Below are 18,972 nucleotides of genomic sequence, written 5' to 3' on the forward strand. Positions count from 1 at the left end.
AAAAAATAAATCGAATAATAATACTAAATTTAATCAATCGTGAAATTCTAAAATCTGAAAATTTATAACGGATTTCAGGGATGTATTTAATCAAATTTAGATTTTTAGCAAACAAAAAAACCGCCAATAATGACGGTTTTTATTTGATAATCATATTAATGATTAAATAATCTTATATCGTTTTCTGTCTACCTCTTTCAAGTAAATCTTTCTAATTCTTAAGTGTTTTGGAGTAACTTCAACATATTCATCTTTCTGAATATATTCCAATGCTTCTTCTAAAGAAAACTTCTTAGCTGGAACAATTTTAGCTTTATCATCCGCACCTGAAGACCTTACATTCGATAGTTTTTTGGTTTTCGTGATATTTACTGTCATATCATCAGATCTAGAGTTTTCACCAATAACTTGACCTTCGTAAATTTCTTCACCTGGATCTACAAAAAACTTTCCTCTATCCTGAAGTTTATCGATAGAATATGGAATTGCTTTTCCTTTTTCCATAGAAACTAAAGAACCGTTTTGACGCTGTGGAATATCACCTTTTAAAGGTTGGAATTCTTTGAAACGGTGCGCCATAATTGCTTCACCAGCAGTTGCTGTCATCAGTTGGTTTCTCAAGCCAATAATACCACGAGAAGGAATTAAAAACTGAATAACCATACGATTTCCACGACCTTCCATGCTCAGCATTTCTCCTTTTCTCATAGTAACCATTTCTACAGCTTTACCAGAAATATCTTCTGGCAAATCAATGGTCAATTCTTCAATTGGTTCACACTTTACACCGTCAATTTCCTTAACAATAACCTGTGGCTGGCCAATTTGAAGCTCATAACCTTCTCGTCTCATGGTTTCAATAAGCACAGACAAGTGCATAACACCACGTCCATAAACATTGAATTTATCTGCTGAGTCAGTTTCTTCAACTCTTAAAGCTAAGTTTTTTTCTAACTCTTTTGTTAGTCGGTCTTTGATGTGTCTAGAAGTTACAAATTTTCCATCTTTTCCAAAGAAAGGTGAATCGTTGATCGTAAACAACATACTCATTGTTGGCTCATCAATCGTAATTGATTTCAAAGCTTCTGGTTCTTCGATATCAGCAACAGTATCACCAATTTCAAAACCATCTAAACCAACAATAGCACAAATATCACCAGCTTGAATCTCTTCAACTCTACGTCTTCCAACACCTTCAAAAGTGTGAAGTTCCTTGATACGAGTTTTAGTAATAGAGCCATCACGTTTCACTAGAGAAACAGGCATATTTTCCTTCAATATTCCTCTATGCAAACGTCCAATAGCAATTCTACCAGTATAAGAAGAGAAGTCTAAAGAAGTAATTAACATTTGTGTGTTTCCATCTTTTACTTCAGGAGAATCAATATGTTCTATAACCATATCAAGCAAAGGCTCAATATTATCAGTCTTTTTGTCTGGACTTTCACTCATCCAGTTATTCAAAGCTGAACCATAAACAGAAGGAAAATCTAATTGCCACTCCTCTGCTCCAAGTTCAAACATCAAGTCGAAAACTTTTTCGTGAACTTCTTCTGGAGTACAGTTTGGTTTGTCAACTTTGTTGATAACCACGCATGGTTTTAAGCCTAAATCAATGGCTTTTTGTAAAACAAAACGGGTTTGAGGCATTGGTCCTTCAAAGGCGTCTACCAAAAGTAAAACACCGTCTGCCATGTTGAGAACACGCTCAACTTCTCCACCGAAATCGGCGTGACCAGGCGTGTCTATAATATTGATTTTAGTGTCTTTATAAACAACAGACACGTTTTTGGATACAATGGTAATTCCTCGCTCACGCTCCAAATCGTTGTTATCCAGGATAAGCTCTCCTGTCGATTCGTTGTCGCGAAACAGTTTACAGTAATGCATAATTTTGTCAACCAAAGTTGTCTTGCCGTGGTCAACGTGAGCGATAATCGCAATGTTCTTGATATTCATAAAAAGGCGTAATTTTAAGTCGGCAAAGGTAGGATTTAAATTTGTTATATGATTAATTAAATATTAAATTTTAATTAATTGATTTTCAATATTTTAAAATGTTTAAAGCGCTGAAATCAATTTATCAATGCCATGATAAGATCAAATTTGATTTTAAAAAAGAAAAAAAGATTCAAACTATTGATTTTGAAATTATTATCATTTGATAATTTTCAAATCAAAGATTGTTTTCAAAATATATTGAATAAATTCAAATAAATTATTTTCACTTGAAGCCATTTGATGTTTTAAAATACAGCAATTATAAACTAGAAAGAGGTGTTGAAAGCCAAAGTTAAACCAGAGCTTTCTGGAACAAATCTACACACGCCACCTACGCAAACTAACCCACCACGCTGGCGACCATAATTAATCGAAATACGGCTTGAGCCTTTTCGGTATGCGCCACCAAAATTATAGTAATGCACTTGTCTGTCTGGATCATCGTTGCCATAGTTCCAAATATCCCAAACATAAAAAGATAATTTTTCATTTAGGTTATATTCAACGACAGCACCAGCCCAGTCTTTACGATCTGCAGTTGCCCACATTTTTTCTAACTCCACCCGTAAAGATTTCGTTTTGGTAAAGTTGTAAGTAGCCTCTGTAGTAAAGATATTTGACTTTACTAACTTTCCACCTCCAAGAAATCGCTGATTATAGTATTGATTGATATAATTGAAGCCTAAATGCCATGTTTCATCTATTTTTTTTCTAATAGACAAATTATAATCTGAGAAATATTTGGTTCCGCGTCCAAAAAAATCTGTATCATAATCTGGAGGATTGAAAGTATATTGTCCTGGTAAATTATACCAGCTTGATAAATTTACCGAAATATTTGTTCCGTACTTTCCTCCTAAAGCTGTTCCCTCTTTAAAATTATAAAAGAAATCGATTTGTCCACCAGTTTCTCCTGCTTTCATTATGGCTAAATCTTCAAACAAAACTGCGTTCTGCGCCTGATAAACATAAATATTAGCCAACAATGAATGGTGTTGTTTTGTTAATGCTGGTGTAAAATTGATAACCTTGTCTAAATAATCAACGCTGGTTAAGATTTCACCTTCATTAGTAGTGTAAACTGAAGGTTCTCGTTCCGAGTAAAAACTCATGTTTTCAATTCTACGTAAGGAAACATCTAAACCCAATCCTGATTTTGAATATCCAAAATTCAATCGTACAGCACTACCCGGTTTTGCAAAATCTTCACTCAACTGATTTTGAACATTCAGCAAACCGTCCTTAGTTTTATAATTGACTTCTGTATTGACATAGAAAGAATTGTACAAATAGTCAACTCTGGCAGAAAATGCATTGGTAAGTTCGTCGTAATTATCAGTTTCAAAAGGGAGTTCTTCGTAGCGGCCAACATAACTAAATCCTAATGAAAGGTCTTGATTTTTTTCATATAAATTTAGCGTTTCGCCTAATAAAAATTCTGCATTGAAGCCGTAAATATCACCATCGGATACGCCAAAACCCGATCGTTGGCGACCATAAAGTAGAGTCAATTCTGTGTTGTAAGTTGGTGAATATTGAACTCTGGCACCACGTAAAGCTGTGTTAATTCCTAAAGCACGGTCTTCCCAAGCTCTAAGAATCATCCCACTACCAAATTGCTCGTAGAAATGACCTAAAGTTACATCCCATTTTTCAGATTTATAATTCAGGTAGTAGATACCAAAATCTGTACCGTCAAACTTAGGATTGTAATTCAGTAAGGCATTTTCTTCGTAAGATTCAACTTGAATTCCTGCGGTAAATTCTTCTAAACTATAATTTACATATAAATAATTGTTAGATCGAAAAGGTTGATTTGGCTGTTCAACACCCAAACCTTCATCCTCCATATAATATTGCATATTTGATTCTAAGCCTCCAAATACTCTACCCCAATCGGTTTTTTCTTCTTCCTCTTGTGCGAATATGACCGAACTAAAAAGTAAGATCAAAAATAGAAAATACTTCATATATTATAATTCCTTAAGCGATTCAAAGAGTTCGCTTTCAGCACCTTGACTATAGCCATTGACAATAAATTCAATTTTTTGATTTTTAACAACTACGGTGTAAGGAATATTTACAATAGATAAAGCACGTTTTAAATTTTGATTGTCATCTACTAAAACTTCATATGGCCAGTCTCGACCATTTAGCATCGGTCGTATTCTACGTTGAGTTCTTGCATCATCTATAGAAACTGCGATCAACTCCATATTTAACTCTTTAGTCCATTCCAAGTAATTTTCGCTTATAGCTTCCAATTCGCGGATGCAAGGTGCGCACCAAGTAGCCCAAAAGGAAAACACATAAATTTTATCTTTTTCATTGTATTCTTTATAAACATTTACAGGTTTATTCTTTAATGTTTTGATTGTAATATTTGGAAGTTCCTCTTGAGCAGAAAGCATTAAAGTTCCTAGAAAAAAAAGTAATAAAAGTGTACGCATTGTCTATTATTTAAAAGTTTGGTTTGATTTATTTGTGAACAAATTTAAGATAAAAAAATAATTATTAACAATTCTATAATAAAAAATAATTTTCTTTATATTTGGAATCACAAAAAAAATAATTATGAAACAAAAACTACTATTATTTGCATTACTTTTTGGCGGTTTTTTTGTAAACGCGCAAATTGCTGACGGATCTGTAGCTCCTGATTTTACAGCCACTGACATCAACGGTAATTCCCATACTTTGTCGAGTTATCTAGCAGATGGAAAAACAGTTATTCTTAATGTTTCTGCTACATGGTGCGGACCTTGTTGGAACTACAAGCAAACTGGCGCACTAAAAGACATCCATTATTCTTATGGATCTGAAGGATCTGATGAAGTAGTTATACTTTATATTGAAGGTGATGCTTCTACTGGCTTAGCTGAACTTAATGGCACTGGAAATACAGTAGGTAATTGGGTAGAAAGTACACCGTTTCCGATTATTGATAATGCTACAATAGCAAATCAATACCAAATCAATTACTTCCCAACAGTTTATAGAATTTGTCCAGACGGATTGGTATACGAAATGGGGCAATTGTCAAATTCTAATATAGAAAATCATATCAATGCAAATTGTTCAGGAACATTAGCTGGCGTTCAGAATCATGCTTCAATCGAAACTGACGAGGTTTCTTTATGTGATGACAATACAAATGCAGACATCAACTTAAACATTAGAAACTACGGAGAAAACGCTATTACTTCAATTACTTTTGAATTGGATAATGGCTCTTCTGCTACACAAATTACTGAATCAGTAAACATTGGAAAATGGCAGGATGCTTCAATAACTGTAAGTTCTCTTATTGATTCTAACAATAATTATGAAGTCAGCATTCTTAATGTCAATGGAAATGCGGCTAATAATTCTTCAATTTCAACTTCAGATGTAGAAGTCAGTGCTTCAAGTCAAGTTTTAAATGATATTGAAGTTCACATTTTAACTGACAACTATCCTGGAGAGATTTCTTGGAATCTAAGAGATGAAAGTGATCAAATAGTAGCTTCTGGCGGTCCGTATCAAGCGGGAACAGATGACCAATGGGGCGGCGGCGGTCCTGATGCCAATACTACAAAAGTACACCAAGTTACTTTAGCTGAATCTATAGAGTGTTATAGCTTAGAACTTTTGGACTCGTTTGGTGACGGTTGGAGTATCAGCAGCACACCTAATGGTGCTCAAATTCATTTCGATAACGAGGTTAAATACGAAAAAATTGTTGGAAACTTTGGATCATCATTACTTTTAAGCAAAGTTATTAAGCAAGTTGATGAACTCAGCACAACAGAAAACAATCTAGTAGAATTCAGTTTATATCCAAATCCTGCTAAAGATGTAGTCAACTTTAAAGCACAAGATCAGTTTGATATCGAAATTTTCAATATTGAAGGTAAAAGAGTTTTTGTTTCAAAAGCAATGGAAGCAAATTCTCAAATTAACCTTAGTGATTTATCAAAAGGTTTATATTTGGTGAAAATTACAAGTAACAATCTCACACAAACTGAAAAATTAATATTAAATTAAAAAAAATGAATAGAATTAAATCAAATCTTTTACTTTTTGCAGTATTATTCACAATTAATCTAGCATTCATTTCATGCAGTAGCGACGATGATAGTTCAGGAAATTCTTCAGATGAACAAAGAATGCTTAATGTAGAAAAAGCTGATGGTACTTTATTTACTGATGGTGAAGTTGTTACCTTCAATACTATCGGAGCAGGTGATGATCGCAATGATGGAGCAAAATTGAAATACTACTTAAAAAATGAAGGCAATGAAGATATAAATGTTAAAATAGAAGTTTCAGAAATTCGTGGAACAGACGGTTCACTTTTCACTTTCTGCGTACAACCACTTTGTATTTTCGAAGTCACGGAAGGGCAATCTTACCCTCCAAATGGTACCGTAATCACCCCAGGCGAATACAACAGTCAGGACGATTACTTTATTAATAATGATGCAGGTGAAGAAAATACGACAGCTATCGAGTATGATATGCGTTTCTATGTAGAAGATGAAAATGGAAATCAAACTGACGAATTAACCATTACTTACAGATACCAACCTGAGTAAATAAAGGTGTTTTCAATTTGAATTGAAGAGAGTATAAAATCTTTCTTAATCTATGTCAACCTTATCAGTATTAAGTTAATTACCTAAAATCTTCGAAACAATGTTTCGAAGATTTTAGTATAAAAAAGTCGCAAGAAATGAAAAATGTTATTAGTCGATATAGTTTTGCCCTAATTACTGTATTATTTTTATTACTAGGTTGTAGCGAAAAATATGAAACGATTGAAGGAGTTTCAGGAATGTCTAATATTTTTGCTACTTACAATAGTAGTACCCAAACAATCGGAGAAGAAACTATAATACGAGTATTTACAGAAGAAGGTGAAGAAATTACTGACGAATCTATAATATCTGTAAATGGTGAAAACATTCAAGGGAGTTCTTTTATAGCTGATGAAGTTGGATTATATGAAATCGAAGCATCTCACGCAAATCAGAAAGCACCAAATTTAACTGTAGAATATCACGACGGAAGTCAAAAATATTTCAAAAAAAGAGTTCTAATAGAAGATTATACAGGAACCTGGTGTGGATGGTGCCCAAGGGTTTCTTACGCCATGAAGAAAGTACAAGAAATTAAAGACGAAGTTGTGTTTTTAGCTATACATAGAGCACCATCTGGAACTGCAGATCCATATAATTACACCAATGCTGAACCGCTTGAACAAATGATTAATGCTCCAGGCTACCCAAAAGGTTTTATAAATAGAATCCATCAATGGGATTTTCCTGAACCTTTCAAAATTTATCAAGTAGTTGAATTTACCCATGGAAGTAATCCAAAACTTGGCTTAGCTATAAATTCTTCATTAAATAATGACAAAATAACCATCAATGTGAAAGTTGATTTTGCACAAGATTTTCAAAATCTAAAATTAGTTGTTCAGGTTTTAGAAAATGGATTAGTTTGGCCACAGGTAAATTACACCGATTACTACGAAGGATTAGATCCTGTTGAAAATTACGTGCATGACTATACACTCCGCTCTACGCTTACGAATATTTTAGGCGATGAAATACCAAACGCTCAAACTAGAATAGATAACGAATGGCAAAAAACTATAGAATATGAAATCTCAAATATTGTTGAGGATGAATCACAATTAGATATTATAGCTTTTGTAGTTGATGAAAATAACGAAGTAGTCAACGTTAGAAAAGCAAGCTTAGGAGAAAATCAAGATTTTGAAATTCTAGATTAAACTTTTAAAAAATATAATTTATGAGGTTTTCATTTATTTTGGAAACCTCATTTTTTTTTAAAATTTTAATTATTTAAGAGCGCTAGTAATTCACTCTCAAAATAAGGATCATGCAATTTTAAAGCATTGTCCTCAATTTTATATGAGGTGTCAATAAAATAAACCTTATTTAAGTAATTTCTGAAAAAACCATAATTGTGTTTTGGAGTGTCTACGATTAACTGAAATTCATTCTCTAAGTTATAGTTGTATCTTCTCAATGAATTTAACCAAGTATTTGGATTTTGTAGGTCAAGATTTAAGCCAATAAATCGTACTTCAGGGTATTTAACTTCTAAATCTGCAATTTTCTGAAAGCTTTTCTTGTGTGTTTCTGGACTTAAAACCGACCAAGTATAAAGTACAATTGGTCTATCATCATCCAAATCACCAAAGCGTATAGTGTCCATATTAGAGGTTCTTAAACGATAATCAACAACATCACTCCCCACAAGATATTTACTCTGAATTTCTGCTAATTCGTGTAATTCAGTTTTGTCCAGAGAAGATAATTTAAAATCTTTAATAGTTAAAATTGTCTCGTTCAATTGTGCTTCAGTTTTAGAAAACACAATTTCTCTTCTAATCAGTCTATTAAAAAAATTAGCACGTAAATATTCAGAAGTAAACAGATCTTGAACTAAATCTAATCGCCTTTTCAAATTATCGTAGTGATTCAAATCAAAACAACTCCTATTTCGAGATTCGCAAAGTTCAATAGATTTATTACGCAAATAGTTGTCTAAAAATCTTAAGTAACTATAATTTGAAATAAGCTTTTCATTATTAAAATTTACATTCTCACGATAATTAAAATATGATTCAGGCAACTCTTTTACTTTTTCAGGTAAATATTTTCTTATCAAAAAAGCATATCGTTCTCGCATATCATAAAGTTCATAATCTATGGAGTTTTCAGCAATCTCGGTAAATAATTCTGAAAAGTCATTCTCTAATTGCAGACGTTCAAACGCCAACATACGTCGCTCACGAATTGAATCTGTTTTTTGTGTAAAGCTTTGTGGATTGATTTTATAATATGATAAAATCAAATCATTATTAGATTCATTAAGCAAAAACATATCTATCAAAAAATTGTTTTCTACCGAAGAGTCACCACCGAAAGCCAAAGATTCGTCAAATTCTAAAGTATTCAATCTGAAAACAGCACTATCTCCTGGTTTCAAATAAATGGATTGTGTTTCAGGTTCGTGTTTGAAAGTAAAAACGGCTTCCTCAATTTGATCAAACTTATAACTAAAACTGTAATCATCATTCAAAAATATAGTATCAACTACTTTATCTTCTCTTTCAATCGTAATAAAATTAGTATTTGGGTTGACAATCTGTCCACCAATGTAAGTCAAATTTTCACAGGAATCTGATTGGCAAGCAGAAACTAAAATCACAACAAGCAGTAAGCAATATTTCATATTCTCATATTCTTACACAAATTTATGTTTACCAAATCGTTGTTCGTGTTAAGTCACAGTTAAAAAACTTGATTTCAGTAAGACTATGTAAATCAAGTAAATTTAGTACTTTTGCAAAAAATTTAAGCGAAGAATTATGCTTTCAGTATCAAACTTATCTGTACAGTTCGGCAAAAGAGTACTTTTTGATGAAGTCAATACCACTTTCACGCTAGGTAATTGCTACGGAATTATTGGAGCCAATGGCGCCGGAAAATCTACATTTCTAAATATCCTTTCGGGGAAAACAGAACCAACTTCAGGTCGCGTGTCTCTTGAAACTGGCAAAAGAATGTCGGTTTTGGAACAAGATCATTCTATGTATGATGAATATAATGTTCTGGACACAGTCATTATGGGCAACGAGCCGCTCTATAAAATAAAGAATGAAATGGATGAAATTTACGCCAAAGAAGATTTTAGCGATGCGGATGGCGAGCGTGTTGGTGTACTTCAGGTTGAATTTGAAGAAATGGATGGCTGGAATGCAGAAAGCAACGCTGCTTCATTATTGTCCAACTTGGGAATCGGCTCAGAATATCATTATACTTTGGTAAAAGATTTGGACGGACAACAAAAAGTCCGTGTATTGTTAGCCAAAGCGATTTTTGGAAATCCTGATGTCTTAATTATGGATGAGCCAACCAACGATTTGGACTACGAAACTATAAGTTGGCTAGAAGATTTTTTGGCGAATTTTGATAATACTGTGATTGTAGTTTCTCACGACCGTCACTTCTTAGACGCTGTTTGTACTCACATATCTGATATCGATTTTGGTAAAATCACTCACTACAGTGGAAATTATACGTTTTGGTACGAATCTTCACAACTCGCTGCTAAACAACGCGCTCAGCAAAACAAAAAAGCTGAAGAAAAAAAGAAAGAACTACAACAATTTATAGAAAGGTTTAGTGCAAACGTAGCAAAATCTAAACAGGCAACATCTAGAAAAAAGATGTTAGAAAAATTAGATTTTCAAAATATAAAGCCTTCCAACCGCCGTTATCCAGCTATTATTTTTGAAAAAGAACGCGAGGCTGGAGATCAGATTTTGCATACTGAAAATCTAGAAGCTAGCATCGATGGTGAAATCTTGTTCAGCAATGTTGATATCAATTTGAATAAAGACGATAAAGTTGTTTTTTATTCTAAAGATTCCAGAGCTACAACCGCTTTTTATGAAATAATAAATGGAAAGATGGAAGCTGACAAAGGAAGCTACAAATGGGGCGTAACCACAAACCAATCGTATTTACCTAACGACAATAGTGAATATTTTGAGAGCAAATTATCACTCGTAGATTGGTTGAGACAATGGGCAAAAACTGAAGAAGAGCGTGAGGAAGTTCACATAAGAGGTTTTTTAGGAAAAATGTTGTTTAGCGGAGATGAAGCTTTAAAAACCTGCGATGTTCTTTCCGGAGGTGAAAAAGTGAGATGTATGGTCAGTCGAATGATGATGATGCGAGCCAATGTCCTTATCTTGGATGAACCAACAAATCACCTAGATTTAGAAACAATTACGGCGTTCAACAATTCTTTGAAAAATTTCAAAGGAAATATTCTACTCACTACACACGATCACCAATTTGCACAAACAGTTGGTAATCGAGTCATTGAATTGACACCGAATGGAATTATAGACAAATTTTCAAATTTTGATGAATATATGTCTGATCCTAAAATTAAAGAACAAAGAGAGAAAATGTATGAAAAAGTTGAAGCTTAGTACATTTTAATTTTAAACATACCAAAGCAAAGCCCGCTTAACTTTTAATTTTGCGGGCTTTTTGTATAATTTAAGAATTAACGATAAATTTTATTTTTATTCACCCAATTCTGATAAAGCTTAGCATTACGATTATGTTGCGCTAATGTTTTTGCAAATTTATGATAGCCTGGTCTATCTACATCTGCTGCAAAGTACAGATAATCATGCTTTTCATAATTCAAAACCGCATCAATTGAAGAAATGTCTGGCATGGCGATCAAACCTGGCGGCAAGCCTTTATTTTTATAAGTGTTGTAAGGAGAATCCAACTCCAAATCTTTATATAAAACCCGCTTTATAGGCGTTTCAAAATCTTGATTTGCATTCTGAATAGCAAATATAACGGTTGGGTCAGCCTGAAGTTTCATCCCACGATTCAACCTATTCATGTAAACACCTGCAACACGCTTGCGCTCTTCTACTTTAGCAGTTTCCTTTTGCACAATTGCAGCCAGAGACATAACTTCTGTTTTTGAAAGACCGATATCTTTGAGTTTGGAAAGCCGATTATCATTCCAAAATGCATCATAACTACTCAACATTTTTTCACGAAATTTTTCAGCTGAAGTATTCCAATAAAACTCATATGTATTTGGAATATAAAACTTTAAACTTTCAATAACAGAAACATCTTCTCGAGCTAAAAATGTAGAATCCGCCATTGTTTTTAACAAAGTCAAACTGTCTGGTTCTATTTGTTCTGCTATTCTACCTGCCAAATCCTCGAGTCTATGTTGATTATTAAAACTGACCTTGATTGGCACGTTGGTGGATCGCAAAGTATTTACGATTTCGTTATTATTCATTCCATTTTTCAAAACAAAATGACCAGCTCTTATATTATGTTGGTAGGATTTTTTTTCTGCAACGGTAATAAAATCATCGGTATCTTTTAGATAGGGATTCAATATATTGATTACATCCTGAAAATTACTATCAGTTTTTATGAACACTGATTTGGTTTCAGTTTCAAAATCTGTGTTTGGTGAAAATATCACTTGGTAGATATTGTAGCTTATAAATCCCATAACCACCAAACCGATGATTACTATAGCAAATAGTATTTTTTTAATGTACATTTTTTATTCTTTGTAATAAATATTCATTGTTAAACTGCCCTTGGGTAAAAGTCCAATCTTTCTTCAGACCGATAATTTCAAAATCAAATTGTTTGAAGAGTTTTAAGCTTTTCTCGTTATTTTCGGTGATTGACGCATAAATTTGATGTAAATCTAACACGGTAAAACAATAATTAATCATCAAGTCCAAAGCTTGTTTGCCATAACCTTTGGATTGAAAATCTTCTACAATTAAAACTCCCAATCCTGCACGTTTATTTTTAGGATCGAAATCGTATAAATCTATAAAACCAATTGGCTGCTTGTTGTGCAACGCAATAACCATTCGCATTTGCTTCATTTCAAAAATATCGCGATGAGAGTTTGCTAAATATGCTGCAAGAACTTCTCTAGAAAAAGGCTGAATTGTATCGCTAAGATGCCAAAATTTCTCATCGTTTTCTACCAATTCTAAAAAATCTAAATCATCAGATTCTAAAGCACGTAGCAAGATATGTTCAGATTTCAGTGTTAGCATGATATTTCGCCTTCAAAAACAAATGTTGCTGGACCTTTTAGCCATATATTTTGACAACCATTAGGAGGTTTCAATTCAAAATTCACGTTCAGCTGACCTCCTTTTGTAATTACTTTCACTGGCATGTCGCTAACACGGTCTGACATTTTTGCAGCGATGGCTGCAGCAGTAACGCCAGTTCCGCAAGACCAGGTTTCGTCTTCTACACCGCGTTCGTAAGTTCTAACATGAAGTGAGTCTTCAGAAATTTCAACAAAATTCACATTTGCGCCGCCAATCGCAGAATAATTTTCTAAATTTCTGATTCTTCTGCCCTGCTCCTTTACATTGAACTCATTTAAATTCTTAACAAATTCTATATGATGCGGTGAACCAGTATCCAAAAATGTAGCATTACGTCCAATGTTCACCAATGGAACATCTGCCATTTTTAAATTGACTAAATCTTCTTTAATTTCAGCTTGATGAAGTCCATCAATTGCTTCAAAATTGACATGATTTTCAATGATGTTGAGTCGTTTTGCAAAAGCAACTATACAGCGACCACCATTACCGCACATAGTACTTTCGCGACCATCTGAATTATAGTAAACCATTTTAAAATCAAGATTTTCATCTTTTGAATCTTCAAGTAAAATTAAACCATCCGCACCAACTCCAAACCTTCTACTACAAATGTGGTTAATGAGTTTGGTATCTTTTTTGAATATATTTTGACGATTATCAATAATGACAAAATCGTTACCTGTACCTTGATATTTGTAAAAATGCAAATTCATTATATAATTTTCAAGTTCACAAATATAAGGTTTTTAATCAGCTTAAATTGTCGGTTAAAACAAGGTTAAAAATTATTTATTGAAAATCAAAAAAATTAAATTAGATAAAAATAACAGAAATATGAAAAAAAACATTCAATTATTTACCGTAGCCCTTATTGCTGGATTGGTTAGTCTTGGCGGTTACAAGCTTTTTTTTGAAGAGTTAAACGACACTGCTACAGAATTACCTTGGCAAACTGAAATACCTAACCAAACTCAACAAGTCGCAAACTTTACTAAAACGAACACAACATCAGAATTAGATTTTACAGAAGCTGCTGAGAAAACTGTAAATAGTGTAGTTCACGTAAAAAATGTTACAACCAGACGCTATGCCAGAACGCCTTTTGAATATTATTTTGGTAGTGGCGGCGAAACTCAAAAAGCCATCCGTGGCGCTGGTTCTGGCGTTATAGTAAGCCCAGACGGATTGATTGTAACCAATAATCATGTGATAGAAGGTGCATCGGAAATTCAAGTAACACTCAACAATAACAAAACTTATGTCGCAGAAATTTTGGGCACAGCGCCAGAAAATGACATTGCCTTATTGAAAATAGAAGCTTCGGATTTGGAGTATTTAACTTTTGGAGATTCCGACCAAGTCAATCTAGGCGAATGGGTTTTGGCAGTCGGCAATCCTTTCAATTTAACATCAACCGTAACCGCTGGAATCGTTAGTGCTAAAGCAAGAGATTTGGATCAAGATGACTCAAGATTCCAGTCATTTATTCAAACCGATGCAGCTGTAAATCCTGGAAATAGTGGTGGCGCTTTAGTAAATACTCGTGGAGAATTAATAGGTATCAATACTGCAATTACTTCTCAAACTGGTTCTTTTATAGGATATTCCTTTGCAATTCCTAGTAATAACGCCAAAAAAATTGTTGAAGATTTAATTGAATATGGAGATGTAAGAAAAGCAGTTTTAGGCGTTCGTGGAACAGATTTGAATAGCGAAAATGCTGAAAAGCTAGACGTTACCCGTTCACAAGGATTTTATATTGCAAATGTAGAAACCGACAGTGGTGCAGAACAAGCAGGATTGAAAGAAGGTGATATTATCACAGAAATTGACAACATCGACATCAGAAAATTTTCTGACATGGTTGGATATTTAAGCTCCAAAAACCCTGGTGAAACCGTTGAAGTCAATTATTATAGAAATGGAAAATTGAAATCCACACAAGTTAAACTCGATATTTTTAAAACTTACAAAATCGAAGAAATCGGTTTAGAAGTCACAAATGCAGACGAAAGCATCAAAAAAGTTTTTGGCACTAACCACGGAGTATTGATTAGCAAGGTATTACCAAAAAGTTTTACCAACGAAAATATTGCTGGATTAATGATTACCAAAATTAATGATGAAAAAGTTTACAATATTGAAGACGTTGAAAATATCCTTAAAAATAAAAGCGAAAACACAACATTGAATGTGACATTTTTAGCTCAAAACGGGCAAGAAAAAACCTATGTTTTTAGATAGATCGATTATTCTTTTAATGTAAAGTCAGATTTTTAATAGTTCTATATTAGAGAACTTATTGTATATTTGTTGCATAATTTGATTAATGAACCGAATAATTGCAAAAAGTACGCTACGTGAATTTTGGCTAAAACATGCTGACGCTGAACAATATCTAAAAACTTGGTATGAAACGGCTAGAAGTTCTAAATGGTTTTCACCAAACGATATTAAGCAAACTTACGTTACTGCAAGTATTCTTAAAAATAGTCGAGTCGTTTTCAATATTAAAGGCAATTCATACCGACTCGTCGTAAAATTTAATTATGAGAAACAATGGGCGTTTGTTAGATTTATAGGAACGCATGAGGAATATGATAAAATAGACGCTGATAAAATTTAAGAAAACTGATTATGAATTTAAAACCTATTAAAACCGAAGAAGATTACCATAACGCTCTTGAACGTTTGGAAGTGATTTTTGATGCTCCGATTGACACGAGAGAAGGCGACGAAGCAGAGATTCTTTCTTTGATGCTAGAAAATTATGAAAACGAGCATTACCCGATAGAAGCTCCAGATCCGATTGAAGCGATTAAAATCCGAATGGAAGAATTGAATTTACGCCAAAAAGATTTGATTGGAATAATCGGAGGCAAAAGCCGAGTATCCGAAATTTTAAATCGAAAAAAGAAATTAACTGTTGATATGATTAGAGAGTTAGAAAGAACACTTCAAATTTCGGCATCAGTGTTAGTGAATAATTATCAACTCGTAAAAAAATAAATTCAAATATAGTGTAACTAAGCAATACAACAGAATTGTTTTTCAACTTATTCAACACAAAAACGGCTATTCAAATTTATGAATAGCCGTTTTTTCTATGATATAAAAGTAAAGCTTATGCTTCTTCCTTATCTTTCTTTTTATTTTCTTTGATTTCTTTCAATCTTTCTATCAAAGAACCGCCAATCCAATATGGGATGATTGCGGTTAAAAAAATTAGTAACCAAAAACCAATCGTTAAGATTAGTAAAAATGCCAAAAAGCCTAAGTATTGATCAAATTCAAACATCGGTATAAATTTTTATTTAATACAAAGATATGTAAAGATTGAAATTCACGGGCAAAAATTTAAAAATAATTGCTGATATTTTTCAATAATTAGAAATCTGGGGGATAAATTTTTAAATTTGTGAAACAAAAAAACTAAATCACATGTCTTATAGAATAGAAAAAGATACGATTGGAGACGTTAAAGTCCCTTCAGAAAAATTGTGGGCAGCACAAACTGAACGGTCTAGAAATAATTTCAAAATAGGACCTTCAGGCTCAATGCCTAAAGAAATTATTTACGGTTTCGCCTATCTCAAAAAAGCAGCAGCGTTTACCAATGCAGAATTAGGCGTTTTGGAAGAAGAAAAACGCGACCTGATTGCCAAAGTTTGTGATGAAATTTTGGAAGGGAAACACGACGACCAGTTTCCTTTAGTCATTTGGCAAACTGGCTCTGGCACACAAAGTAATATGAATGTGAACGAAGTCATTTCCAATCGCATTCACCAATTGCAAGGCAAAACTTTAGGTGAAGGTGAAAAGTTTGTTTCTCCAAATGATGATGTCAACAAATCCCAATCTTCCAACGACACCTTCCCTACTGGCATGCACATTGCGATTTACAAGAAAATTGTAGAAGTTACAATTCCTGGCGTCAAACAATTGCGAGATGCGTTGAATGAAAAGGCTAAAGCTTTTGAAAAAGTTGTAAAAATAGGACGTACACATTTTATGGACGCCACACCTTTGACATTGGGTCAAGAATTTAGCGGTTACGTTTCACAACTTAATCACGGTTTGAAAGCGCTTGACAACACTTTACCACATTTGCAAGAACTCGCACTTGGCGGAACTGCAGTTGGTACAGGATTAAACACACCAGACGGTTATGCGGAAAAAGTCGCTCAATATATCGCTGATTTCACAAAACTCCCGTTTGTTTCTGCGGAAAATAAATTTGAAGCTTTAGCAGCTCACGATGCTTTGGTGGAAACTCACGGCGCTTTGAAACAATTGGCTGTTTCACTAAACAAAATAGGAAATGACATAAGAATGTTATCATCAGGACCAAGAAGTGGAATTGGAGAAATAAACATTCCTGCAAACGAACCAGGTTCATCGATTATGCCAGGAAAAGTCAATCCAACTCAATGCGAAGCTTTAACTATGGTTTGTGCACAAGTCATGGGGAATGATGTTGCCATTGGCGTTGGCGGAATGCAAGGTCAATTTGAACTGAATGTTTTCAAACCTGTGATGGCAGCTAATGTGCTTCAATCTGCAGAATTACTAGGCGATGCATGTGTTTCTTTTGATGAAAATTGCGTCAATGGTATTGAGCCAAATCAATCGAGAATCGATGAACTTCTGAAAAATTCACTGATGCTTGTTACGGCTTTAAATACAAAAATCGGTTATTATAAAGCCGCTGAAATCGCTAACACAGCACACAAAAATGGAACGACTTTAAGAGAAGAAGCCATAAATTTAGGCTATACCACAGCCGAAGAATTCGACGAATGGGTTAACCCTGAAGACATGACAAATATTTAAATCGAAACTGAATTCTGAAACAAATTTCATTAACGCAAAAGCAATACTTTGCTTTTGCGTTAATTTTTTTTATTAAAAACAATTATTTACATTTTTATTTGAACTTCATCTAAAAATCTATGTATTTTATTTTAAATTTGAAGTAAATAAATCTAAAAATAAAAGAAATGAGTATTCTTAGAATCATTTTTGCAATTATACTTCCACCTTTAGGTGTTTTTTTTACTGTAGGAATTCGCGGTGCCTTCTGGCTCAATATTTTATTGACAATTTTAGGTTTTGTACCTGGTATTGTTCATGCTATTTGGATTATTGCTAAAAACGACAAGTAAATGCTTTTAGAAATACTTTTAATAAGTTTTCAAATATTGATGTTTTTCGCAGCATTTATTACTTTATTCGATATCAACCATTGGACCGTTCGTATATTTGATTTCCCTAAACTTCAACTTTGGGTTTTAACTTTTATAGCCTCTGCACTGGGATTTATTGTATTGGATTTTTCAATGAATTTATCTACTGTTACCACGATTTTAGTTTTAATAAGTTTAAGTTTTCATACTTATAAAGTTCTCCCTTACTCGATTTTTTACCCTAAAGAAGTTTTAAAATCCAATGGTGAAAATGGAAATTCTATTTCACTCATGGCTAGCAATGTATTGATGGATAATACTAATTATGACAAATTAATTCAATTGGTCCAAAAATATAAGCCTGATGTTTTACTGACTTTAGAAAGTGACGAGAAATGGCAAAAGGCATTAAAGCCTTTAGAAAAAGACTACCCTCATCTCACGAAAATTCCTCAGGACAATCTTTACGGAATGCATTTTTATTCAAAATTGAAAACTAAGAATTTACAAATTAAATACCTGGTAAGTAAAAACATACCTTCTATAGAAACCGATTTAATTTTAGACTGTGGAAAATCAATAAAATTATTCTGTTTGCATCCAAAACCCCCAAGTCCAACAGAAGCGGAAACTTCAACAAACCGTGATGCTGAATTGCTAATTGTCGGTAAAAAAGCTCGAAAAAGTGACCGTCCAACCATTGTATTTGGAGATTTGAACGATGTGGCCTGGTCGAACAGTACAAAATTATTTAGAAAAATAAGCAAATTGTTAGATCCTCGTGTCGGTCGAGGTAATTTCAGCACCTTTCATGCAAAATATTCACTATTGCGTTGGCCTCTAGACCATCTCTTTCACAGTGATGATTTTTTGTTGAATAAAATTAAAGTTTTACCTTCTATCGGTTCTGACCATTTTCCGATTTACGCCAGTTTAAAATACCATCCTAAAGCAGAGAATTTACAAGAAGAGCCAACTGCTGACAAACAAGATCAGGAAGTTGCCCGTGAAAAAATAAATGCTGCAGTCTAAATTTCATTTTTATAAAAACACGCATTT

Annotated in this window: 18 protein-coding genes; 10 read left to right on the forward strand and 8 right to left on the reverse strand. The window is 33.4% G+C overall.

What is annotated here, in order from left to right; translation table 11 throughout:
* Positions 1–162: 162 nt before the first annotated feature.
* The 3 genes from typA to EIG86_RS06625 form a co-directional block, all read right to left on the reverse strand.
* Positions 163–1,959: a translational GTPase TypA gene (gene typA, locus EIG86_RS06615; RefSeq protein WP_127845378.1), complete on the reverse strand. Its 1,797-nt coding sequence runs from the start codon at positions 1,957–1,959 to the stop codon at positions 163–165.
* Between the two features lie 308 nt (positions 1,960–2,267).
* Positions 2,268–3,971 carry a DUF6029 family protein gene (locus tag EIG86_RS06620; RefSeq protein WP_127845379.1) on the reverse strand — a complete coding sequence of 568 codons (1,704 nt, stop codon included), beginning with the start codon at positions 3,969–3,971 and terminating at the stop codon, positions 2,268–2,270.
* A gap of 3 nt (positions 3,972–3,974) precedes the next feature.
* Entirely contained in the window at positions 3,975–4,451 is a 477-nt protein-coding gene (locus EIG86_RS06625; protein WP_127845380.1) for a TlpA family protein disulfide reductase, read from the reverse strand.
* A gap of 124 nt (positions 4,452–4,575) precedes the next feature.
* On the opposite strand from EIG86_RS06625, the gene EIG86_RS06630 reads away from it, so the two are divergent.
* From EIG86_RS06630 to EIG86_RS06640, 3 genes are all read left to right on the forward strand, one after another.
* Entirely contained in the window at positions 4,576–6,027 is a 1,452-nt protein-coding gene (locus tag EIG86_RS06630; protein ID WP_127845381.1) for a T9SS type A sorting domain-containing protein, read from the forward strand.
* Positions 6,028–6,032: 5 nt separating this feature from the next.
* A complete protein-coding gene (locus tag EIG86_RS06635) occupies positions 6,033–6,578 on the forward strand; it encodes a hypothetical protein (RefSeq protein ID WP_127845382.1) in 546 nt (181 codons plus the stop codon).
* A 137-nt stretch (positions 6,579–6,715) separates the two neighbouring features.
* Positions 6,716–7,780 carry an Omp28-related outer membrane protein gene (locus EIG86_RS06640; RefSeq protein ID WP_127845383.1) on the forward strand — a complete coding sequence of 355 codons (1,065 nt, stop codon included), beginning with the start codon at positions 6,716–6,718 and terminating at the stop codon, positions 7,778–7,780.
* Between the two features lie 65 nt (positions 7,781–7,845).
* Here the strand turns inward: EIG86_RS06640 and EIG86_RS06645 are convergent, their stop codons facing one another.
* Positions 7,846–9,252, reverse strand: a complete 1,407-nt coding sequence (locus tag EIG86_RS06645) for a hypothetical protein (protein ID WP_127845384.1) — start codon at positions 9,250–9,252, stop codon at positions 7,846–7,848.
* Positions 9,253–9,388: 136 nt separating this feature from the next.
* Here EIG86_RS06645 and EIG86_RS06650 point away from each other — a divergent pair, with 136 nt between their 5' ends.
* Positions 9,389–11,023 carry an ABC-F family ATP-binding cassette domain-containing protein gene (locus EIG86_RS06650; RefSeq protein ID WP_127845385.1) on the forward strand — a complete coding sequence of 545 codons (1,635 nt, stop codon included), beginning with the start codon at positions 9,389–9,391 and terminating at the stop codon, positions 11,021–11,023.
* A 77-nt stretch (positions 11,024–11,100) separates the two neighbouring features.
* Here the strand turns inward: EIG86_RS06650 and mltG are convergent, their stop codons facing one another.
* Genes mltG through dapF form a run of 3 tightly spaced genes read right to left on the reverse strand, consistent with a single transcriptional unit; the run spans position 11,101 to position 13,440 of the window.
* Positions 11,101–12,144 (reverse strand): endolytic transglycosylase MltG, encoded by a 1,044-nt coding sequence (mltG, locus tag EIG86_RS06655; RefSeq protein WP_127845386.1) that lies wholly within the window; start codon positions 12,142–12,144, stop codon positions 11,101–11,103.
* Positions 12,134–12,661, reverse strand: coding sequence for a GNAT family N-acetyltransferase (locus EIG86_RS06660; RefSeq protein ID WP_127845387.1), 528 nt, complete (start codon positions 12,659–12,661; stop codon positions 12,134–12,136). The genes mltG and EIG86_RS06660 overlap by 11 nt, the downstream gene beginning before the upstream one ends.
* On the reverse strand, positions 12,655–13,440 hold the full coding sequence (gene dapF, locus EIG86_RS06665; protein ID WP_127845388.1) for a diaminopimelate epimerase: 786 nt from the start codon (positions 13,438–13,440) through the stop codon (positions 12,655–12,657). The genes EIG86_RS06660 and dapF overlap by 7 nt, the downstream gene beginning before the upstream one ends.
* A 121-nt stretch (positions 13,441–13,561) precedes the next feature.
* On the opposite strand from dapF, the gene EIG86_RS06670 reads away from it, so the two are divergent.
* The 3 genes from EIG86_RS06670 to EIG86_RS06680 all read left to right on the forward strand — a co-directional run bounded on the left by EIG86_RS06670 (position 13,562) and on the right by EIG86_RS06680 (position 15,736).
* Positions 13,562–14,971: a trypsin-like peptidase domain-containing protein gene (locus EIG86_RS06670; protein ID WP_127845389.1), complete on the forward strand. Its 1,410-nt coding sequence runs from the start codon at positions 13,562–13,564 to the stop codon at positions 14,969–14,971.
* Between the two features lie 85 nt (positions 14,972–15,056).
* Positions 15,057–15,353 (forward strand): type II toxin-antitoxin system HigB family toxin, encoded by a 297-nt coding sequence (locus tag EIG86_RS06675; RefSeq protein ID WP_127845390.1) that lies wholly within the window; start codon positions 15,057–15,059, stop codon positions 15,351–15,353.
* 11 nt (positions 15,354–15,364) lie between these two features.
* Positions 15,365–15,736 carry a helix-turn-helix domain-containing protein gene (locus EIG86_RS06680; protein ID WP_127845391.1) on the forward strand — a complete coding sequence of 124 codons (372 nt, stop codon included), beginning with the start codon at positions 15,365–15,367 and terminating at the stop codon, positions 15,734–15,736.
* 115 nt (positions 15,737–15,851) lie between these two features.
* On the opposite strand, the gene EIG86_RS14175 is transcribed toward EIG86_RS06680, so the two are convergent.
* Positions 15,852–16,025 (reverse strand): hypothetical protein, encoded by a 174-nt coding sequence (locus EIG86_RS14175; RefSeq protein WP_192901713.1) that lies wholly within the window; start codon positions 16,023–16,025, stop codon positions 15,852–15,854.
* Between the two features lie 143 nt (positions 16,026–16,168).
* Here EIG86_RS14175 and fumC point away from each other — a divergent pair, with 143 nt between their 5' ends.
* The 3 genes from fumC to EIG86_RS06695 all read left to right on the forward strand — a co-directional run bounded on the left by fumC (position 16,169) and on the right by EIG86_RS06695 (position 18,945).
* Positions 16,169–17,560 carry a class II fumarate hydratase gene (gene fumC, locus EIG86_RS06685; RefSeq protein ID WP_127845392.1) on the forward strand — a complete coding sequence of 464 codons (1,392 nt, stop codon included), beginning with the start codon at positions 16,169–16,171 and terminating at the stop codon, positions 17,558–17,560.
* A 167-nt stretch (positions 17,561–17,727) separates the two neighbouring features.
* Positions 17,728–17,892 (forward strand): YqaE/Pmp3 family membrane protein, encoded by a 165-nt coding sequence (locus EIG86_RS06690; RefSeq protein ID WP_127845393.1) that lies wholly within the window; start codon positions 17,728–17,730, stop codon positions 17,890–17,892.
* Complete coding sequence (locus tag EIG86_RS06695) at positions 17,893–18,945, forward strand: endonuclease/exonuclease/phosphatase family protein (RefSeq protein WP_127845394.1); 1,053 nt, start codon at positions 17,893–17,895, stop codon at positions 18,943–18,945.
* The last annotated feature ends 27 nt before the right edge of the window (positions 18,946–18,972 follow it).

The organism is Psychroflexus aestuariivivens, from assembly GCF_004010055.1.
In the GTDB taxonomy this organism is placed as follows: Bacteria; Bacteroidota; Bacteroidia; order Flavobacteriales; family Flavobacteriaceae; genus Psychroflexus; species Psychroflexus aestuariivivens.

Coding starts and splice junctions, on each gene's coding strand:
- mltG (WP_127845386.1), bottom strand. CDS start 12,144: ATGTACATTAAAAAAATACTATTTGCTATAGTAATCATCGGTTTGGTG.
- EIG86_RS06625 (WP_127845380.1), bottom strand. CDS start 4,451: ATGCGTACACTTTTATTACTTTTTTTTCTAGGAACTTTAATGCTTTCT.
- EIG86_RS06670 (WP_127845389.1), top strand. CDS start 13,562: ATGAAAAAAAACATTCAATTATTTACCGTAGCCCTTATTGCTGGATTG.
- EIG86_RS06645 (WP_127845384.1), bottom strand. CDS start 9,252: ATGAAATATTGCTTACTGCTTGTTGTGATTTTAGTTTCTGCTTGCCAA.
- EIG86_RS14175 (WP_192901713.1), bottom strand. CDS start 16,025: ATGTTTGAATTTGATCAATACTTAGGCTTTTTGGCATTTTTACTAATC.
- EIG86_RS06680 (WP_127845391.1), top strand. CDS start 15,365: ATGAATTTAAAACCTATTAAAACCGAAGAAGATTACCATAACGCTCTT.
- EIG86_RS06650 (WP_127845385.1), top strand. CDS start 9,389: ATGCTTTCAGTATCAAACTTATCTGTACAGTTCGGCAAAAGAGTACTT.
- fumC (WP_127845392.1), top strand. CDS start 16,169: ATGTCTTATAGAATAGAAAAAGATACGATTGGAGACGTTAAAGTCCCT.
- EIG86_RS06660 (WP_127845387.1), bottom strand. CDS start 12,661: ATGCTAACACTGAAATCTGAACATATCTTGCTACGTGCTTTAGAATCT.
- EIG86_RS06630 (WP_127845381.1), top strand. CDS start 4,576: ATGAAACAAAAACTACTATTATTTGCATTACTTTTTGGCGGTTTTTTT.
- EIG86_RS06640 (WP_127845383.1), top strand. CDS start 6,716: ATGAAAAATGTTATTAGTCGATATAGTTTTGCCCTAATTACTGTATTA.
- EIG86_RS06675 (WP_127845390.1), top strand. CDS start 15,057: ATGAACCGAATAATTGCAAAAAGTACGCTACGTGAATTTTGGCTAAAA.
- EIG86_RS06695 (WP_127845394.1), top strand. CDS start 17,893: ATGCTTTTAGAAATACTTTTAATAAGTTTTCAAATATTGATGTTTTTC.
- typA (WP_127845378.1), bottom strand. CDS start 1,959: ATGAATATCAAGAACATTGCGATTATCGCTCACGTTGACCACGGCAAG.
- dapF (WP_127845388.1), bottom strand. CDS start 13,440: ATGAATTTGCATTTTTACAAATATCAAGGTACAGGTAACGATTTTGTC.
- EIG86_RS06690 (WP_127845393.1), top strand. CDS start 17,728: ATGAGTATTCTTAGAATCATTTTTGCAATTATACTTCCACCTTTAGGT.
- EIG86_RS06635 (WP_127845382.1), top strand. CDS start 6,033: ATGAATAGAATTAAATCAAATCTTTTACTTTTTGCAGTATTATTCACA.
- EIG86_RS06620 (WP_127845379.1), bottom strand. CDS start 3,971: ATGAAGTATTTTCTATTTTTGATCTTACTTTTTAGTTCGGTCATATTC.